The 17,308-nt window shown below is 64.8% G+C and carries 11 protein-coding genes; 4 read left to right on the top strand and 7 right to left on the bottom strand.

The features are described 5' to 3' along the window. Window positions 1-2: 2 nt before the first annotated feature. The 4 genes from BLQ28_RS05650 to BLQ28_RS05665 form a co-directional block, all read right to left on the bottom strand. Entirely contained in the window at window positions 3-2,060 is a 2,058-nt protein-coding gene (locus BLQ28_RS05650) for a M3 family metallopeptidase (RefSeq protein WP_093237532.1), read from the bottom strand. A gap of 5 nt (window positions 2,061-2,065) precedes the next feature. Then, the gene (gene folD / locus BLQ28_RS05655) at window positions 2,066-2,917 is read right to left on the bottom strand and encodes a bifunctional methylenetetrahydrofolate dehydrogenase/methenyltetrahydrofolate cyclohydrolase FolD (RefSeq protein ID WP_093237533.1); all 852 of its coding nucleotides are present in this window, start codon (window positions 2,915-2,917) and stop codon (window positions 2,066-2,068) included. A 76-nt stretch (window positions 2,918-2,993) separates the two neighbouring features. After that, the gene (locus BLQ28_RS05660; protein WP_012747279.1) at window positions 2,994-3,626 is read right to left on the bottom strand and encodes a response regulator transcription factor; all 633 of its coding nucleotides are present in this window, start codon (window positions 3,624-3,626) and stop codon (window positions 2,994-2,996) included. After that, on the bottom strand, window positions 3,623-6,163 hold the full coding sequence (locus tag BLQ28_RS05665; RefSeq protein ID WP_093237534.1) for a PAS domain-containing sensor histidine kinase: 2,541 nt from the start codon (window positions 6,161-6,163) through the stop codon (window positions 3,623-3,625). The genes BLQ28_RS05660 and BLQ28_RS05665 overlap by 4 nt, the downstream gene beginning before the upstream one ends. A 219-nt stretch (window positions 6,164-6,382) precedes the next feature. On the opposite strand from BLQ28_RS05665, the gene aceE reads away from it, so the two are divergent. From aceE to lpdA, 4 genes are all read left to right on the top strand, one after another. Beyond that, window positions 6,383-9,097: a pyruvate dehydrogenase (acetyl-transferring), homodimeric type gene (aceE, locus tag BLQ28_RS05670; protein ID WP_093237535.1), complete on the top strand. Its 2,715-nt coding sequence runs from the start codon at window positions 6,383-6,385 to the stop codon at window positions 9,095-9,097. 126 nt (window positions 9,098-9,223) lie between these two features. After that, a complete protein-coding gene (gene aceF, locus BLQ28_RS05675) occupies window positions 9,224-10,894 on the top strand; it encodes a dihydrolipoyllysine-residue acetyltransferase (RefSeq protein ID WP_093237536.1) in 1,671 nt (556 codons plus the stop codon). Beyond that, a complete protein-coding gene (locus tag BLQ28_RS05680; RefSeq protein ID WP_093237537.1) occupies window positions 10,891-11,484 on the top strand; it encodes an Ntn hydrolase family protein in 594 nt (197 codons plus the stop codon). The genes aceF and BLQ28_RS05680 overlap by 4 nt, the downstream gene beginning before the upstream one ends. Beyond that, complete coding sequence (lpdA, locus tag BLQ28_RS05685; RefSeq protein WP_093237538.1) at window positions 11,481-13,298, top strand: dihydrolipoyl dehydrogenase; 1,818 nt, start codon at window positions 11,481-11,483, stop codon at window positions 13,296-13,298. Before BLQ28_RS05680 ends, lpdA begins: the two co-directional genes overlap by 4 nt. A gap of 423 nt (window positions 13,299-13,721) precedes the next feature. Here lpdA and BLQ28_RS05690 read toward each other — a convergent pair whose 3' ends face one another. The 3 genes from BLQ28_RS05690 to BLQ28_RS05700 form a co-directional block, all read right to left on the bottom strand. Next, window positions 13,722-14,297: a C40 family peptidase gene (locus BLQ28_RS05690; protein ID WP_093237539.1), complete on the bottom strand. Its 576-nt coding sequence runs from the start codon at window positions 14,295-14,297 to the stop codon at window positions 13,722-13,724. Between the two features lie 419 nt (window positions 14,298-14,716). Beyond that, window positions 14,717-15,511: an alpha/beta fold hydrolase gene (locus tag BLQ28_RS05695; protein ID WP_093237540.1), complete on the bottom strand. Its 795-nt coding sequence runs from the start codon at window positions 15,509-15,511 to the stop codon at window positions 14,717-14,719. A gap of 18 nt (window positions 15,512-15,529) precedes the next feature. Beyond that, window positions 15,530-17,155 carry a 4-hydroxyphenylacetate 3-hydroxylase family protein gene (locus BLQ28_RS05700; RefSeq protein ID WP_093237541.1) on the bottom strand — a complete coding sequence of 542 codons (1,626 nt, stop codon included), beginning with the start codon at window positions 17,153-17,155 and terminating at the stop codon, window positions 15,530-15,532. Between the last annotated feature and the right edge of the window lie 153 nt (window positions 17,156-17,308).

Raw genomic sequence — 17,308 nt, forward strand, 5'->3', positions numbered from 1 at the left:
CATCAAGCGGGCTGTACCTGCGCCATGCCCTGGTGTCGCAACAGCGCATCAAGCTGGGGTTCGCGGCCGCGGAAAGCCTTGAACGAATCCATGGCGCTGCGGCTGCCGCCGGCCTCCAGGATGGCCTGGCGGTACTTGCGGCCGGTCTCGATGTTTGGCTCGCCATCGGCGCCCACGGTTTCCTCGAAGGCCGCGTAGGCATCGGCGCTCAGCACCTCGGCCCACTTGTAGCTGTAGTAGCCGGCCGCGTAGCCGCCCGAGAAGATGTGGCTGAAAGTATTCGGCGTGCGGCTGAACGGCGGCGAGGGCATCACGGCCACTTCGGCGCGCACCTTGCCGAGCAGCGCCATCACATCGCCCGGCTTTGCGCTGGCGGCGTGGTGCTCGGTGTGCAGCAGCATGTCGAACAGCGAGAACTCGATCTGGCGCAGCGTCTGCAGGCCGCTCTGGAAGTTCTTGGCGGCGGTCATCTTGTCGAACAGCGCGCGCGGCAGCGGCTCGCCGGTGTCGACGTGGGCCGTCATGTGCCTGAGCACATCCCACTCCCAGCAGAAGTTTTCCATGAACTGGCTCGGCAGCTCGACCGCATCCCACTCGACGCCGCTGATGCCCGAGACGTCGCGCTCGTTCACCTGCGTGAGCATGTGATGCAGGCCGTGGCCGAACTCGTGGAAGAGGGTGGTCACGTCGTCGTGCGTGAGCAGCGGAGGCTTGCCGTCGACGCCGCTCGCAAAGTTGCAGACCAGTTGCGCCACGGGCGTTTGCAGCACGCCGTTGTCGGGGCGCAGCCAGCGGGCGCGCACGTCGTCCATCCAGGCGCCGCCGCGCTTGGCTGCGCGCGCGGAGGGGTCGAGGTAGAACTGGCCGACCTTCTGGCCGCCACGTTCGATGCGATAGAACTCGACGCTCGGGTGCCAAGTGGGTGCGCTGTCGCGGCGGATCGACACTTCGAACAGCGTCTCGACGATCTTGAACAGGCCCGCCATCACCTTCGGCGCAGGGAAATACTGCTTCACCTCTTGCTCGCTGAAGGCGTAGCGCGCCTCCTTGAGCTTTTCGCCGATGTAGCTCCAGTCCCAAGGCTGCGGATCGGTGATGCCCAGTTGCTCCGAGGCGAAGGCACGCAGGTCGGCCAGGTCGCGCTCGCCGTAGGGCTTGGCCTTGGTCGCGAGATCGCGCAGGAACTTGACGACCTGCTCGGGCGATTCGGCCATCTTCGGCACGACCGACAGTTCGCCGAAATTGTTGTAGCCGAGCAGCTTGGCCTCTTCTTCGCGCAGCGCAAGGATCTCGGTGATCAGCGGCGTGTTGTCGAGGGCTGCATCGCCGAATTCGCTGGCGCGTGTGACGTAGGCGCGGTAGAGCGTTTCGCGCAACGCGCTGCTCTTGGCAAACTGCATCACCGGCAGGTAGCAGGGCATCTTGAGCGTGAGCTTGTAGCCTTCCTTGCTATCGGCTTCGGCCGCGGCGCGGGCGGCGCTCACCACGTCTTCGGGCACGCCTTCGAGCTCGCCCAGCTTCGCGTAGTAGGCGAAGGCATCGGTGGCATCGAGCGCGTTCTCGCTGAACTTCTGGCTCAGTTCGGCCTGGCGTTCCTGGATCTCGGCAAAGCGCTTCTTGGCTTCGCCCTGCAGTTCGGCACCGCCCAGCACGAAATTGCGCACGGCGTTGCGGTGCGCCTGGCGCTGCTCGGCATTGAGCGTGGCCACGTCGATGGCCTTGTACTTGGCATAGAGCCGCTCGTCGGAGCCCAGGCTGGTCCAGAAGGCGGTCACGCGGGGCATGGCTTCGTTGTAGGCGGCGCGCAGCTCGGGCGTGTCGGCCACGGCGTTGAGGTGGCCCACAGCGCTCCAGGCGCGCCCAAAGCGTTCGGACGCCACTTCGAGCACCTTCGAAATTGCATTCCAGTCCGCAGGAAACTCCGGTGCCGTGACGGTTTGCAGTGCGGTCTCGGCTTCGGCAAGCAGCGCATCGACGGCGGGCGCAACGTGCTCCGGCTTGATGCGGTCGAACAGCGGAAGGTCGGAGAAGTCGAGGAGGGGGTTGTTCGTCATGGCCATGGAAGTTACTTGGCGGCGCGTTCCGCGGCTTCAAGGGTATTGACCAGCAGCATGGCGCGGGTCATGGGGCCGACGCCACCCGGCACGGGCGTGATCCAGCTGGCCACTTCCTTGACGCCGTCGGAATCGACGTCGCCCGCGAGCTTGCCGTCTGCCTTGCGATTCATGCCCACGTCGATGACGACCGCGCCGGGCTTCACCATGTCGGCGGTCAGCAGATTGAGCTTGCCGACCGCGGCGACGACCACGTCGGCCTGGCGTGTGAGCGCGCCCAGGTCTTGCGTGGCGCTGTGGCAGATGGTCACGGTGGCGCTCTTGGCCAGCAGCATCATGGCCATCGGCTTGCCGACGATGTTGCTGCGGCCGATGACCACCGCATGCTTGCCGCGCAGGTCGTAGCCGATGGATTCGAGCATCTTCATGCAGCCGTGCGGCGTGCAGGGCCAGAAGCCGGGTGCACCGGTCATGAGGGCGCCGGCGCTCGCGACGTGGAAGCCGTCGACGTCCTTGGCGGGGGAGATCGTCTCGATGACCTTCTGGCTGTCCATGTGCTTGGGCAGCGGCAGTTGAACCAGGATGCCGTGCACCTTCGGGTCGTCGTTGAGGGCGCGGATGCGGGCGAGCAGATCGGCCTCGCTCATGTCGGCGGGGTAGCGCTCCAGCGTGGCCTGCAGGCCGGTTTCGGTGCTGTCGTTGACCTTGTGCTTGGTGTAGACCTGGCTGGCCGGGTCGTCGCCCACGAGGATGATGGAGAGGGCCGGGTTCACGCCACTGGCCTTCAGCGCGGCGGTGCGGCCGGCGACCTCGGCACGGATGGTTTTGGCGAGGGCATTGCCGTCGATCAGTTGGGCGGTCATCGGTTTCGAATTTCCAAGTAAAAACGCCCGCTTGCGCAGGCGTGGGGGACATCCATTGCTATCGGTCGGACAGCTTCTAGGCTTTGGCGGCCGGTGCAGCCTGTCCGAGGGCGATCTTGAGCAGGTCGGCCACGGTGTTGGCGTTGAGCTTTTCCATGATGTTGGCGCGGTGCGCCTCCACCGTCTTGATGCTGATGCCGAGATCATCGGCAATTTGCTTGTTCAGGCGGCCGGCGACGATGCGTTCGAGCACCTGCGCCTCGCGACCGGTGAGCTTGGACAGCAGCGCGTCGCGGCTGGCCGATTGCTGGTGCTGGGTGAACGCGCCGCGCGCATGTTCGAGCATGCGCTCGACCAGCGTGACGAGCTCTTCGTCGTTGAAAGGCTTCTGGATGAAATCCATGGCGCCCTTCTTCATGCTGTCAACCGCCATGGGCACGTCGCCATGGCCGGTGATGACCACGATCGGCAGCGGGGAGCGCCTCTCGATCAGCCGATCCTGCAATTCGAGGCCGGTCATGCCGGCCATCCGGATGTCGACGATCAAGCAGGCGACTTCGCGCGGATCGTATCGGGAGAGAAAGGATTCGGCGGAATCGAAACAGCGGACTCTGTAGTCCTTGCCTTCGAGCAGCCATTGCAGCGAATCGCGTACGGCTTCGTCATCGTCGACGACGTAGACCGTGCCCTTCTTCGGAATCAAACTCATGCAGGTACCTTTGCCTCGTCGCTAGCTACGGAACTGATAGCGTCCAACACCGGAATCCAGAAGGAAAAACGGCATCCGATCACATCCGGGCCATTGTAGATGTTCTCCGCCTGCATCCGGCCGCGGTGCGACTCGACGATGGTGCGGCACAAATTGAGCCCGATGCCCATGCCTTCCGGCTTGGTGGAAAAGAAGGCCTCGTAGAGCCGGTCCATCACTTCGGGCGCCAGGCCCTTGCCGGTGTCCTGCACCGAAAACTCGATGGCGTTGTGACCTTCGATAACCTTCGGCAACACACGGAGTTCGACGCTGCGGCGCGCCAGCGGCCGGTCGGCGATGTCGATGGATTCGGCCGCATTCTTCAGCAGGTTGACCATCACCTGCTCGATGAGGATCGGGTCGACGCGCACCACCGGCAGCCGCGCGGCCACGTAGTGGTTCAGTCGCACATTGCGGCGGCGCAGTTCGATGCCCGCGAGTTCGACCGCTTCGCTCACCATGGTGGCCACGTCGGCCGGCGTGCGGTTGGGTTCGCTGCGCTTCACGAAGGAGCGGATGCGCTGGATGATCTGGCCCGCGCGCTGGGCCTGCTTCGACGTTTTCTCCAGCGCGGCGAGCAGCGCGTCGTTGTCGATCGTCTGGCCCTTGATGCGCGACATCATCCCGTTGCAGTAGTTGGTGATGGCGGTCAGCGGTTGGTTGAGTTCATGCGCCACGCTCGACGCCATTTCGCCCATGGTGATCAGGCGGCTGGCGGCTTGCGCGCGGTCGGCTTGCGCTGCGGCCTGTTCCTCGGCGTCGCGGCGCGGCGTGATGTCGGTGGCAATCACCAGTTGCGCAAGGCGGCCATCGACCCAGGTCAGGTAGCGCGAGCGCACTTCGAGCCACTTGCCCAGGTGCGGCACGAAGATTTCGTTGTTGGCGGTCTGCGCGGCGGTGAGCGTGTCGATCGGCAGGCCGGCATACGGGTCGACGTCGTCCAGGCCTTCGTCGTGTGCGTTCGATGCCGGCACGCCCGCCTGCGCCACCATGCCCAGGTGGCCCACGGTGTCGGAGCCGAACCACAGGCGGTACAGCTTGTTGGCGAACAGCAGTTCCTCGCTGCCGATGGGGGCGACCGACACGGCGGCGTCCAGTGCTTCGAGCACCGTGGTGAAGCGCTCGTACGACGCCGAGAGCTGTTCGCGGATGCGTGTGGGCTCGGTGATGTCGGTCATCGAGGTCATCCAGCCGGTCTGGTGGCCGCGCGCATCGATCAGCGGCGACACATAGAGCCGGGCGTTGAACACGCTGCCGTTCTTGCGCTTCACGCGGACCTGGAAGCCGCCGGGCAGGGCGCGCCCGTGCAGTTCTTCTTCGAGGCGTTCGTTCATCACCTCGCGGTCGGACTCCAGCCAGTAGGGGAAGGGCGGCGATTGCCCGACCAGTTCGGCCTCGCTCCATCCCGTCATCGCGCAGAAGGCGGCATTCACGTAGGTGATGCGGCCCTGCAGGTCGAGCACGCGCATGCCGGTGAGCATGGAGTTTTCCATCGCGCGGCGGAAGTTGGTCTCGGCCACCAGCCGTTGCTGTGCCTGTAGTCGTCGTCGGGTGTGGCGCCAGGTGCCGATCAGCATCCAGCTTGTGAGCACACTCAGTGCGCAGACCAGCCAGAACAGCCCGTTGCCCACCACGCCCTGCGAGGTGCGATAGGCCTGCGCCCGCAGCACCAGCGCATTGCCGACCGGAGACACGGGCACTTCGTATTCGTTGGTGCGTTCGGTCCAAGGCAGCAGGCGTGTGCCGCTGTCCTTCAGATTGGTCGTGTTGCCGGCGATCACGTTGCCCTTGGCGTCGAGCAGCGAGACGGCGTAGCGCGCTTGCACCTCGGAAGGCATGCCATAGCGCAGCAAGCCATCGACCGAGAACTCGCCGAGCACCACGCCCGCGAACAGGCCCTGGTCGAACAGCGGGATGTGCAACTGCAGCATCGCTGGCGGGTCGCCGCCCGCCACGGGCTGCGAATACACCGGCTGGCGCAGTTCGCGTGCCAGGGCGTAGTTGCTTTCGATGTCGCCGGGGCGCAGCACGTCGCCGATCAGATGTTGCTGCGCGGGATGCACGCTGGGCGCCGCATAGCCAGCCTTGAAGCGGCGGCGGTCGTCGACCCAGGTGATGGTCTGCAGTTCGGGGAACTGGCTGACCAGTGACTCGGCCCGGCTGGTGAACTCGATCGGGTCGATCTCGTGGTTGGAGGCATCGCGCGCGATGCGCATCAGCTGCTCTTGCCGCTCGAGCAGGCGCAGCCGCATGCGCTGCTGTGCGTACTCGACGTCGCGGCGCACGGATTCCTGCTCGCGCTCGACTTCCTCGGTGCGCAGATACCAGAAGGCCGAGACGATGGCCGCAAGAAAGAGCAGCACGGCCGCCATCGGCGCGAGCATGGCGACGGCGTCCTGCAGCACCGGCGTCTGCCGGCGCCACCAGCGGCGCCACCAGGACAACGGCGAGGCATTCACGGCACTGCGGGCAGCCGCCAGCGGGGAGGGAAAAGACATGGGCCGAGTTTAGGGGATGCCCCCTGTGAAGCGTCGAAAAGGCACGGTGCCACTGCTTGTGGCGCGGTCGGGTTCACGCGCTTCTTCCGAATCTTCAAAATGTCACATTAAGAAATCGTCAGGCGCCATTTGAAATTCTGAGATTTCTATGGGAAACTCCCGCGCGTTCGCTGCATAGCGCACTAAATTACAGCCACAGCCCTAAAAGGAGAGACAAGCATGTCGGCAAATCCCGAGAACCTGTTCGGCTCGGCCGCGAATGACGCGGACGCCCAGGAGACCCGTGAATGGATGGATGCACTGTCTTCCGTCATCCAGAGCGAGGGCCCCGAGCGGGCGCACTTCCTTCTAGAGCAACTGCTCGAACACGCCCGCCAGAACAGCGTCGACATGCCGTTCTCGGCCAATACCGGCTACGTCAACACCATCGAGCCTTCGATGGAAGCCCGCAGCCCCGGCAACCTCGAGATCGAACAGCGCCTGCGCGCCTACATGCGCTGGAACGCGATGGCGATGGTGGTCAAGGCCAACCGCCACCACCCGGCCGAAGGCGGTGACCTGGGCGGCCACATTGGCTCCTTCGCCTCGCTGGCCAGCATGTTCGGTGCCGGCTTCAACCACTTCTGGCACGCCGAGAGCGAAAACCACGGCGGCGACCTGCTGTACATCCAGGGCCACGTATCGCCCGGCATCTATGCCCGCGCCTACCTCGAAGGCCGCCTCTCCGAAGAGCAACTGCTCAACTTCCGCCAGGAAGTGGACGGCAAGGGTCTGTCGAGCTACCCGCACCCCAAGCTGATGCCGGAGTTCTGGCAGTTCCCCACCGTGTCGATGGGCCTGGGCCCGCTGATGGCCATCTACCAGGCGCGCTTCCTCAAGTACCTGCATGCGCGTGGCATCGCCAATACCGAAAACCGCAAGGTGTGGGTGTTCTGCGGCGACGGTGAAATGGACGAGGTCGAATCGCTCGGCGCCATCGGCCTGGCCGCACGCGAGAACCTCGATAACCTGATCTTCGTCATCAACTGCAACCTGCAGCGCCTGGACGGCCCGGTGCGCGGCAACGGCAAGATCATCCAGGAGCTCGAAGGCGAGTTCCGCGGCGCCAACTGGAACGTCGTCAAGCTGATCTGGGGCAAGGGCTGGGACGCCCTGCTCGAGAAGGACCATGACGGCGCGCTGCGCAAGATCATGATGGAGTGCAACGACGGCGACTACCAATCGTTCAAGGCCAACGACGGCGCCTACGTTCGCAAGAACTTCTTCGGCCGCGATCCGCGCACGCTGAAGATGGTCGAGCACATGACCGACGACGAGGTCTGGAACCTGCAGCGCGGCGGCCACGATTCGCAGAAGGTGTATGCCGCCTTCCATTCGGCCCAGAACCACAAGGGCCAGCCCACCGTGCTGCTCGTCAAGACCGTCAAGGGCTTCGGCATGGGCAAGATCGGCGAAGGCAAGAACACGGTTCACCAGACGAAGAAGCTCGGCGACGAAGACATCAAGGCCTTCCGCGACCGCTTCAATATTCCGATTCCCGACAGCCAGATCGCCGAGCTGCCGTTCTACAAGCCGGCCGACGACACGCCGGAAATGCGCTACCTGCACGAGCGCCGCAAGGCCCTGGGCGGCTACCTGCCGCACCGCCGCGTCAAGGCCGACGAGAGCTTCACGGTGCCCGCGCTCGACACCTTCAAGGCGGTGCTCGAACCCACGGCCGAAGGCCGCGAGATCTCGACCACGCAGGCTTATGTGCGCTTCCTCACGCAGCTGCTGCGCGACAAGGCGCTCGGCCCGCGCGTCGTGCCCATTCTTGTGGACGAAGCACGCACCTTCGGCATGGAAGGGCTGTTCCGCCAGATCGGCATCTACAACCCGCATGGCCAGCAGTACACCCCGGTTGATAAGGACCAGGTCATGTACTACAAGGAAGACAAGGCCGGCCAGATCCTGCAGGAAGGCATCAACGAAGCCGGCGGCATGTCGAGCTGGATTGCGGCCGCCACGTCGTACAGCACGAACAACCGCATCATGGTGCCGTTCTACGTGTACTACTCGATGTTCGGCTTCCAGCGCATCGGCGACCTGGCCTGGGCGGCCGGCGACATGCAGGCGCGCGGTTTCCTGCTGGGCGGCACCTCGGGGCGCACCACGCTGAACGGCGAAGGCCTGCAGCACGAAGACGGTCACAGCCACATCCTGGCCAACACCATTCCGAACTGCGTGAGCTACGACCCGACCTTCGCGCACGAAGTGGGCGTGATCCTGCACCACGGCTTGAAGCGCATGGTCGAGAAGCAGGACAACGTCTACTACTACATCACGCTGCTCAACGAGAACTACGCGATGCCCGGCCTGCAGCCCGGCACCGAAGAGCAGATCATCAAGGGCATGTACCTGGCCAAGCAGGGCCCCGCACTGAAGGCCAAGTCGCCGACCGTGCAACTGCTGGGCAGCGGCACCATCCTGCGCGAAAGCTTCGCCGCGCAAGAGCTGCTCGAGAAGGACTGGGGCGTGTCGGCTTCGGTGTGGAGCTGCCCGAGCTTCAACGAGTTGACGCGCGACGGCCAGGACGCCGACCGCTGGAACCTGCTGCACCCCGACCAGACGCCGCGCGTGCCCTTCGTGGCCGAGCAACTCGCGCCCTCGACCGGCCCGGTGGTGGCATCGACCGACTACATGAAGGCCTATGCCGAGCAGATCCGCCCCTTCATCCCGAAGGGCCGTACCTACAAGGTGCTGGGCACTGACGGCTTCGGCCGCAGCGACTTCCGCAACAAGCTGCGCGAGCACTTTGAAATCAATCGTCACTACATCGTGGTGGCCGCACTCAAGGCGCTGAGCGAAGATGGCACCGTGCCGGTGGCCAAGGTGGTCGAGGCGATCAAGAAGTACGGCATCAACATCGACAAGGTCAATCCGCTCTACGCCTGACCCTCTCAAGCAAATGTGGCTTTGCCACTTTGCTTGACCCCCTCGGGGGCGGGCGGGGCGCAGCCCGGCCCTGGGGGCTTACCAATCAACGAACGAAACGGCGCCTCACGGCGGGAGACAAACGATATGGCAGCAGTGGAAGTCAAGGTGCCGGACATCGGCGATTTCGATGAAGTCGCGGTGATCGAGGTGCTTGTGAAGGTGGGTGACACGGTCAAGGCCGAGCAGTCGCTCATCACGGTGGAGTCGGACAAGGCGTCGATGGAGATTCCGTCGTCGACCGCCGGCGTGGTCAAGGAAATCAAGGTCGCGGTCGGCGGCAAGGTCAAGGAAGGCTCGGTGGTGCTGGTGCTTGACGCCGAAGGTGCGGCTGCTGCAGCGCCGGCTCCGGCATCGGCCCCGGCGGCTGCCGCACCCGCGGCGGCAGCGCCCGCACCTGTCGCTGCGGCGCCAGCAGCCGCTCCGGCTGCTTCGGGCCCGGTCGAGATCAAGGTGCCGGACATCGGCGACTTCAAGGACGTGGCCGTCATCGAATTGCTGGTGAAGCCGGGCGACACGATCGCGGCCGAGCAGTCGCTGATCACGGTGGAGTCGGACAAGGCCTCGATGGAAATTCCGTCGTCGGCTGCCGGCGTGCTCAAGGAACTCAAGGTCAAGGTTGGCGACACGGTCAACATCGGTGACCTGATTGCCGTGCTCGAAGGCGCAGCAGGTGCCGCGGCACCTGCGCCGGCGCAAGCTGCGGCAGCCGCACCGGCCGTCGCAACCGCCAGCGCACCGGCACCCGCCGCTTCGCCAGCACCCGTTGCAAGCCCGGCGGCCGCCGCGCCGCACGAACCCACCGTGGCGCCGACCGGCAACCTGCCGCATGCTTCGCCTTCGGTGCGCAAATTTGCGCGCGAACTCGGCGTGCCGCTCGAAGAGGTCAAGGGTTCCGGTCCCAAGGGGCGGATCACGCAGGAAGACGTCCAGAGCTTCACCAAGGCCGTGATGAGCGGCCAGGCCAGCACCAAGGCCTCGGCGGCCAAGGCGCCGGCGGGCGGTGGCGGCGCGGACGGCGCGGCACTGGGCCTCATTCCGTGGCCCAAGGTCGACTTCACGAAGTTCGGCCCGGTCGAGCGCAAGGACCTGTCGCGCATCAAGAAGCTCAGCGGTGCGAACCTGCACCGCAACTGGGTGATGATTCCGCACGTCACCAACAACGACGAAGCCGACATCACCGAGCTCGAAGCCTTCCGCGTCTCCACCAACAAGGAGAACGAGAAGTCGGGCATCAAGGTCACGATGCTGGCCTTCGTGATCAAGGCCGTGGTCGCGGCGCTGAAGAAATTCCCCGATTTCAATGCCAGCCTGGACGGCGATCAGCTGGTCTACAAGCAGTACTTCAACATCGGCTTCGCGGCGGACACTCCCAACGGGCTCGTGGTGCCGGTGCTGAAGGATGCCGACAAGAAGGGCATCCTGCAGATCAGCGCCGAGATGGGCGAACTCGCCAAGAAGGCGCGCGACGGCAAGCTCGGCTCGGCCGACATGCAGGGCGGCTGCTTCTCGATCAGCTCGCTCGGCGGCATCGGCGGCACGCACTTCACGCCCATCATCAACGCACCCGAAGTGGCCATCCTCGGCCTCTCGAAGGGCCAGATGAAGCCGGTGTGGGACGGCAAGCAGTTCGTGCCGCGCCTGACGCTGCCGCTGTCGCTGTCGTATGACCACCGCGTGATCGACGGCGCCCTGGCAGCGCGTTTCAACGCCTACCTGGGCCAGGTGCTCGCAGACTACCGCCGAATCCTGCTATGACCACCGTAGTGGCCGTCCGCAAAGGCGGCCAGGTCACGATGGCAGCCGATTCTCTGGTGACCTTCGGCGACACGCGCCTGTCGCACAACGCCGAAGCGAACCAGAAGATCTTCACCGTCGAGGACGCGGCGGGCACCAGCCTGTTTGCCATGGCCGGCGCCGCCGCGCACTTCCTGGTGCTGCAGCACGCGTTGGCTGCGCAGGAGCGCGAGAAGCTTCTGTTCGGCAGCAAGCACGAGATCTTTCGCACCTTCACGATGCTGCATCCGGTGCTGAAGGACTCGTTCTTCATGCAGACCAAGGAAGACGAGCACGAGCCCTACGAGTCGAGCCAGTTCACGATGCTGATGGCCAACCAGAGCGGCATCTACGGCATCTACAGCTACCGCGAGGTGTTCGAGTTCAAGCAGTTCTGGGCCATTGGCTCGGGACGCAGCTTTGCGCTCGGCGCCATGCACGCGGCCTATGACATCAAGTCGCGCAGCTCGCGCGACGTGGCGGAGGCGGGGATCGCCGCCGCCTGCGAATTCGATCGCAATTCGGCCCCACCGGTCGACGTTCTCACACTCAAACTGAAAGTGTCCAAATGAGCGAACAACAAATCAAGGTGCCCGACATCGGCGACTTCGACGAAGTCGCGGTCATCGAGGTGCTGGTCAACGTCGGCGATACGGTCAAGGCCGAGCAATCGCTGATCACGGTCGAATCGGACAAGGCCTCGATGGAGATTCCGTCGTCGTCGGCTGGCGTGGTGAAGTCGCTGGCGGTGAAGGTGGGCGACAAGGTCAAGGAAGGCTCGGTCGTGCTGACGCTGGAGGTCGATGGCGCTGCGGCGCCTGCTCCCGCAGCCGCTTCGCCCGCGCCTGCTGCTGCTCCGGCGCCCAAGGCAGCGGCCCCCGCGCCGGCTCCGGCCGCTGCGCCCGTCGCGTCTACCTACGGTGGCAAGGTCGACGTCGAGTGCGATGTGATCGTGCTCGGCGCGGGCCCCGGCGGTTACTCGGCGGCCTTCCGCGCAGCCGACCTCGGCCTGAAGGTTGTGCTCATCGAGCGCTACGCCACGCTCGGCGGCGTGTGCCTGAACGTGGGTTGCATCCCCTCGAAGGCGCTGTTGCACGTGGCTTCCGTCATGGACGAGGTGAAGCACTTCGCCGACTTGGGCGTGAGCTTCGCCGCGCCCACGGTCGATCGCGCCAAGCTGCTCGGCCACAAGAACAAGGTGGTGGGCAAGCTCACCGGCGGCCTCACGGCCATGGCCAAGATGCGCAAGGTGACGGTGCTGCGCGGCGTCGGCAATTTCATCGACCCGTACCACCTGGAAGTCGAAGAGACCTCGGGCACGAGCTGGGACACCACGGGCAAGAAGCAGATCGTCAAGTTCCGCAACGCCATCATCGCGGCCGGCTCGCAGGCCGTGAGCCTGCCCTTCATGCCGAAGGACCCGCGCGTGGTCGACTCCACCGGGGCGCTCGAGATGGGCACTGACCCCAAGCGCATGCTGATCCTGGGCGGCGGCATCATCGGCCTCGAAATGGGTACGGTGTATTCGACGCTCGGCGCGCGCCTCGACGTGGTCGAAATGCTGGACGGCCTGATGCAGGGCGCCGACCGCGACCTCGTGAAGGTCTGGCAGAAGATGAATGCGCCGCGCTTCGACAACATCATGTTGAAGACCAAGACGGTCGGCGCCGAGGCCACGAAGGAAGGCATTAAGGTCACCTTCGAAGGCGAGAACGCACCGAAGGAACCGCAGGTGTATGACCTCGTGCTGCAGGCCGTGGGCCGCAGCCCTAACGGCAAGAAGATCGGCGCAGAGAAGGCCGGCGTGACGGTCAGCGACCGCGGCTTCATTCCGGTCGACATCCAGATGCGGACCAATGTGCCGCACATCTTCGCCATCGGCGACATCGTGGGCCAGCCCATGCTGGCGCACAAGGCGGTGCACGAGGCGCACGTGGCGGCCGAGGTGATCGCAGGCGAGCAGAAGGGCGACAAGGAGCTGTCGAGCGCGGCATTCAACGCCCGCGTGATTCCCAGCGTGGCCTACACCGACCCTGAAGTGGCGTGGGTGGGTCTTACGGAAGACCAGGCCAAGGTGGAAGGCATCAAGGTCAAGAAGGGCCACTTCCCGTGGACCGCTTCGGGCCGCGCCATCGCCAACGGCCGCGACGAAGGCTTCACCAAGCTGCTGTTCGATGCCGAGACGCACCGCATCCTCGGTGGCGGCATCGTCGGCACGCACGCGGGCGACATGATCGGCGAGATCGCGCTGGCCATCGAGATGGGCGCGGACGAGATCGACATCGGCAAGACCATCCATCCGCACCCCACGCTGGGGGAAAGCATCGGCATGGCGGCGGAAGTGGCGCACGGTACTTGTACCGACCTGCCGCCGGCGAAGAAGTAGATCCGCACCTGGGAAGTAGGGAATAGGGCGGCATTTCGCTTTGCCGCCCTTCCCATAAGAATTCAGTGGCTGCTGCATCCTCTCCGGCGCTGCGCAGTAGGCGCTGATCAAGCGCGGCACGGCTGGCGTGGACCCTGTTCCCGGTTGTCCTCGTGCTGCACCTGAGGGTCGACTGTCGCCACTGCGTCGTGGGCGGCGTGATCTGGAAGCGCAAGGTGGCCCGGTCGGGCTGATTCCGGTTGCCGGGATTGGATTCGTTGGATTTGCGGCTGCGAGTGGCGGTCTTCAGCTGATCTTTAGATGCGTGAGGCAAACTTCACCTGTCAAAAACAGATCGCCCGCCGAGTGTCCCTTCGCCTGCAAACCAGCCAGAAAGCAAAAACCCGCCATTGGCGGGTTTGGGGAAGAGTCGAGGCCGGCTTTTCAGTTGCCGGTGTTGGCGACGGCGGCCGCCTTGACCTCGTCCGCAGGCCCGCTGAGCACGCGGCGCGCGCCATCGAAGCGGCGTTGCCAGTAGCTGCCGTTCATGTCTTCGACACGAACCTGTGCGCCGGAGCGGGGCGAGTGGATGAATTTGCCTTCGCCGACGTAGATGCCGACATGGCTGAAAGCGCGGCGCATCGTGTTGAAGAAGACGAGGTCGCCGGGCTTGAGCTGGCTGCGATCGATCTTTTCAGTGGCGGCGGCTTGTTCTTCGGCGCGGCGCGGGAGCATGTGGCCCACCGTCTGGTTGTACATGGCGCGAACGAAGCCGCTGCAATCGAAGCCGGCTTCCGCCGAATTGCCGCCACGGCGATAGGGGACTCCGAGGAAGCCGATGGCAGTCACCACCAGATCGGAAGTTCGTTCTGCGACGGTTTGACGGACTTGCTGGAACTGCCCGACCAGACCTTTGTCGGCGAGCACGCGGGCCATCTCGTCATCTGATCGGTCCTGTTGGGGGGCTGCATGGGCAGCGACGGCAAGCAGGAGGGACGCGGGTAGGACGAAAAAACGCATGGCGCGTAGGATATTGATGACGCGCGGTTATGTCAATTTAAACTGAATTAGCGATTGCATATGTAAGTCGTTGATTTACCTGAGGATTCTGAATCCCGCGGAAGAAAAAATGTAACGGTGGACGTTTATGGCCCATAAGCGATTGGTCTTGAACAGGCCCGTCAGCCGTACGTGAAACGTCGGTCCTTCTGGATTCGGTCGCTATTTGCCGCCAAGATTGGGTGAACTGCCGGGTAAATCCAGGAACTTGCGGATTTCGGCGTTTTCTTGCTCTGTTTACAGCCTTGCTCCTGCTACGGGCTTGGGGTTTTGTGTCACTGCCGTGGCGCAGATGCGGTCCGATCAAGGGTGACAAGGTGATCGCCGAGCACAAGCTGCTACGTCTGCAGCCGAACTGAACCGCGCTTTTTCTCTACGCTTCAGACGGGGCAGCTCTGCAGCGGTAGCGTCGGGAGCATGCGGCGCCAGAGGCGCAACCATTCCGGCCAGTCATGGCCGCCTTCGGTGGTGAAGACGCGCTCGGCGGGGAGCGCCGCGCCGAGCAGCCGGTGGCTGAAGGCAAAGCGATCGTCGATGCCATAGCCCAGGTAGAGCGGCGGCCGGGCGGCGCCGGTCTGCGTGAAGCCCGCGTACCCGCGCAGCCATTGCCATAGCTGGGTGTCGTTTGGCGTGCGTGGGGCGGCCTCGGCCGGATCGACCAGCGGACCTTTCCACGACGCGATGCCGCCGGCGTTGGCGATGTCGGTGCTCAGCGTGCGTTCGCCGAGGTAGGGCGCGAGCGTCACCAGCCCCGCGAGTTCGCCGGGGTGTGTCTGCGCATAGAGCAGTCCGCCGAAGCCGCCGACCGAGATGCCCACGATCCAGATCTTGCGGTAGCCCTGGCTGCGCGCCGGTGCCATCACGTCCGCGCTCAGGCGCTCGAGGATGGTCTTGTCGTTGTAGTAGCCGAGATGGGCATCGACCAGCATCACGTCCGCCGCAACCCGGTTGTCGCGCAGGGCCTGGACGAAGCCTTCGCGCTCGAATTCGTCGGGGGTCGAATACGCGCCCGGCAGCATCACGAGCAGGGTGTCGGCGTCGCGCATGCAGCCGCTCTTCTCCAGGTTGGTCGTCATCGGCACCGTGGTCTTGCGCACGGCACCGCAGCTTGCGGCAAGCAGTGCGGCCCCAAGACCCAGCGCGACAAGGGCCAACCGTTTCGAGAAGAACGTCATTTGCCGCAGTTTATTGAGTCAGGTGTGTCGTGACGACACCGGCAGATCGACCATCACGGGCTGGCCGGGCGTGGTGCAGCCTGTGTCGCAGCACTTGCCGGGCTGGCGATTCTTCGTGATGGCGCGCGACGGATCGTGCGGTGCCGCGGCGGGCGAGCCGTCGGCCGCGATGCCGCGCTCGAGGATGCGTTCGACCAGCTCGACCTTGGAGCCGACCGGGTAGTTGCGCCAGATCTCCTGCTTCATCGCGGCCGGCGAGCCACCGCCGTGCAGGCTGATCACGCTGTACCAGCCGCCCTGGTAGCCGGCTGTCAGGTCTTCGATGAGGCGGGCGGTCTCGATGCGCTGCTCGTAGGGAACGGCCGGATTCGCGCGCAGCACGTCCGACAGGCGGGCGGCGGTCTCGGGGTTGTGGTCTTCGTCGGGGCCGGGGAGGGTGACGATCAGGCCGCCGCTCACGTAGTGCGCGATGCGGTGCATGTCGTAGATCTTGGTGGCCAGCAGCAGCTTGCCGATGTTGCTGAACACCGGGTCGGGCATGAAGACCTTGCAGTGCTCGTCGGCCTTGCCGTAGACGCTGGCCGCCACGCCGCAGGCGAAGAAGCTTTCGGTGATGGTGATGAGTTCGACCATCTGCTCGCGCAGGTGGCTTTCCTTGCCCGGGTCGAAGCCGTTGGCCTCGCACATCAGCGCGCCGGCACCGATCAACAGGTCGCCGAAGCCGGCGCGGGCGCCGATGCAACTGTGGCGATGGTGTGTGGCGTAGCTGTAGGTCAGATGGCCCGAGTGCTCCCATTCGCCTGCGTAGAACACGCGCTCCCACGGCACGAACACCTTGTCGAACATGCACACACCGGTGCTCTGGCCGTATTTGCGGCTGAACAGGGCGTCGCCATGCTCGAGCTTTTCACCGGGCCGGCCGGCCGGACGCGCGACGATGGTGAGGCCCGGCGCATCCAGCGGCACCGCGCAGCAGACGGCGAAGTCGGCGTCTTCCTTGCCCATGTTGCGGCAGGGCATGACCAGCAGCTCGTGCACATAAGGCGCCCCGGTCACGATGGCCTTGGTGCCCGAAATGACGATGCCGCGCGCATTGCGCTCCACCACGTGCAGGTAGCTGTCGACGTTGGCCTGCTCGTGCGGCCGGCGGCTGCGGTCGCCCTTGGCGTCAGTCATGGCGACGCCGAGCGTCAGGTCTTCGTCCTGGATGCGGTGCAGGTAGTCGTGGAAGCGGGCGGTGTGCTCGGTGTTGCCATGCGCATCGTCGATGCGGGCCGACACCTGGGCGATGGCGTTGAGCGCGTCGTGCGTCAGGTAGCGCTGGGCGCAACCGGTTTCCTGGCAGACCAGGCGCACGGCTTCGAGCTTGTTGAGCAGGTCGCCGGCGCTGGTGTTGAGGTGCGACAGCCGGTTCACCCGCTTGCCGCTGGTGTGCTGAATGGCGGTCATCAGCGGCTCGTATTCCTTCTTGAGCGCGTAGTCGTACGTGAGGGCGATGGCATTGATGCCGGGCTGAAAAGCCGGCTCGTCGGCCACGCTGTCGACGCGGCGGCCGTCCACGAACACGGTGGGGCGGTAGCGGCGCAGCGACTCGCGGTAGTCGGCACCAGACATCAAGGTCGAGGTGGAAAGTGGGGCGTTCATCGTGTGGTCTCCAATGAAGTCGCTCGTTTTTGGCGACCCTATCAATTATTTGAACATCGTTCAATTTATCAATCAATGTAAAAAATAATGAACGACTGATCCGGTCGCGGCTATATTCCGCCGATGCAAGCCAAGCTCCAGCGCCGCCAGACG

It is taken from the genome of Variovorax sp. EL159 (assembly GCF_900100965.1).
Taxonomy (GTDB): domain Bacteria; phylum Pseudomonadota; class Gammaproteobacteria; order Burkholderiales; family Burkholderiaceae_C; genus Variovorax.

Coding starts and splice junctions, on each gene's coding strand:
- BLQ28_RS05650 (WP_093237532.1), bottom strand. CDS start 2,060: ATGGCCATGACGAACAACCCCCTCCTCGACTTCTCCGACCTTCCGCTG.
- folD (WP_093237533.1), bottom strand. CDS start 2,917: ATGACCGCCCAACTGATCGACGGCAATGCCCTCGCCAAAACCATCCGT.
- BLQ28_RS05660 (WP_012747279.1), bottom strand. CDS start 3,626: ATGAGTTTGATTCCGAAGAAGGGCACGGTCTACGTCGTCGACGATGAC.
- BLQ28_RS05665 (WP_093237534.1), bottom strand. CDS start 6,163: ATGTCTTTTCCCTCCCCGCTGGCGGCTGCCCGCAGTGCCGTGAATGCC.
- aceE (WP_093237535.1), top strand. CDS start 6,383: ATGTCGGCAAATCCCGAGAACCTGTTCGGCTCGGCCGCGAATGACGCG.
- aceF (WP_093237536.1), top strand. CDS start 9,224: ATGGCAGCAGTGGAAGTCAAGGTGCCGGACATCGGCGATTTCGATGAA.
- BLQ28_RS05680 (WP_093237537.1), top strand. CDS start 10,891: ATGACCACCGTAGTGGCCGTCCGCAAAGGCGGCCAGGTCACGATGGCA.
- lpdA (WP_093237538.1), top strand. CDS start 11,481: ATGAGCGAACAACAAATCAAGGTGCCCGACATCGGCGACTTCGACGAA.
- BLQ28_RS05690 (WP_093237539.1), bottom strand. CDS start 14,297: ATGCGTTTTTTCGTCCTACCCGCGTCCCTCCTGCTTGCCGTCGCTGCC.
- BLQ28_RS05695 (WP_093237540.1), bottom strand. CDS start 15,511: ATGACGTTCTTCTCGAAACGGTTGGCCCTTGTCGCGCTGGGTCTTGGG.
- BLQ28_RS05700 (WP_093237541.1), bottom strand. CDS start 17,155: ATGAACGCCCCACTTTCCACCTCGACCTTGATGTCTGGTGCCGACTAC.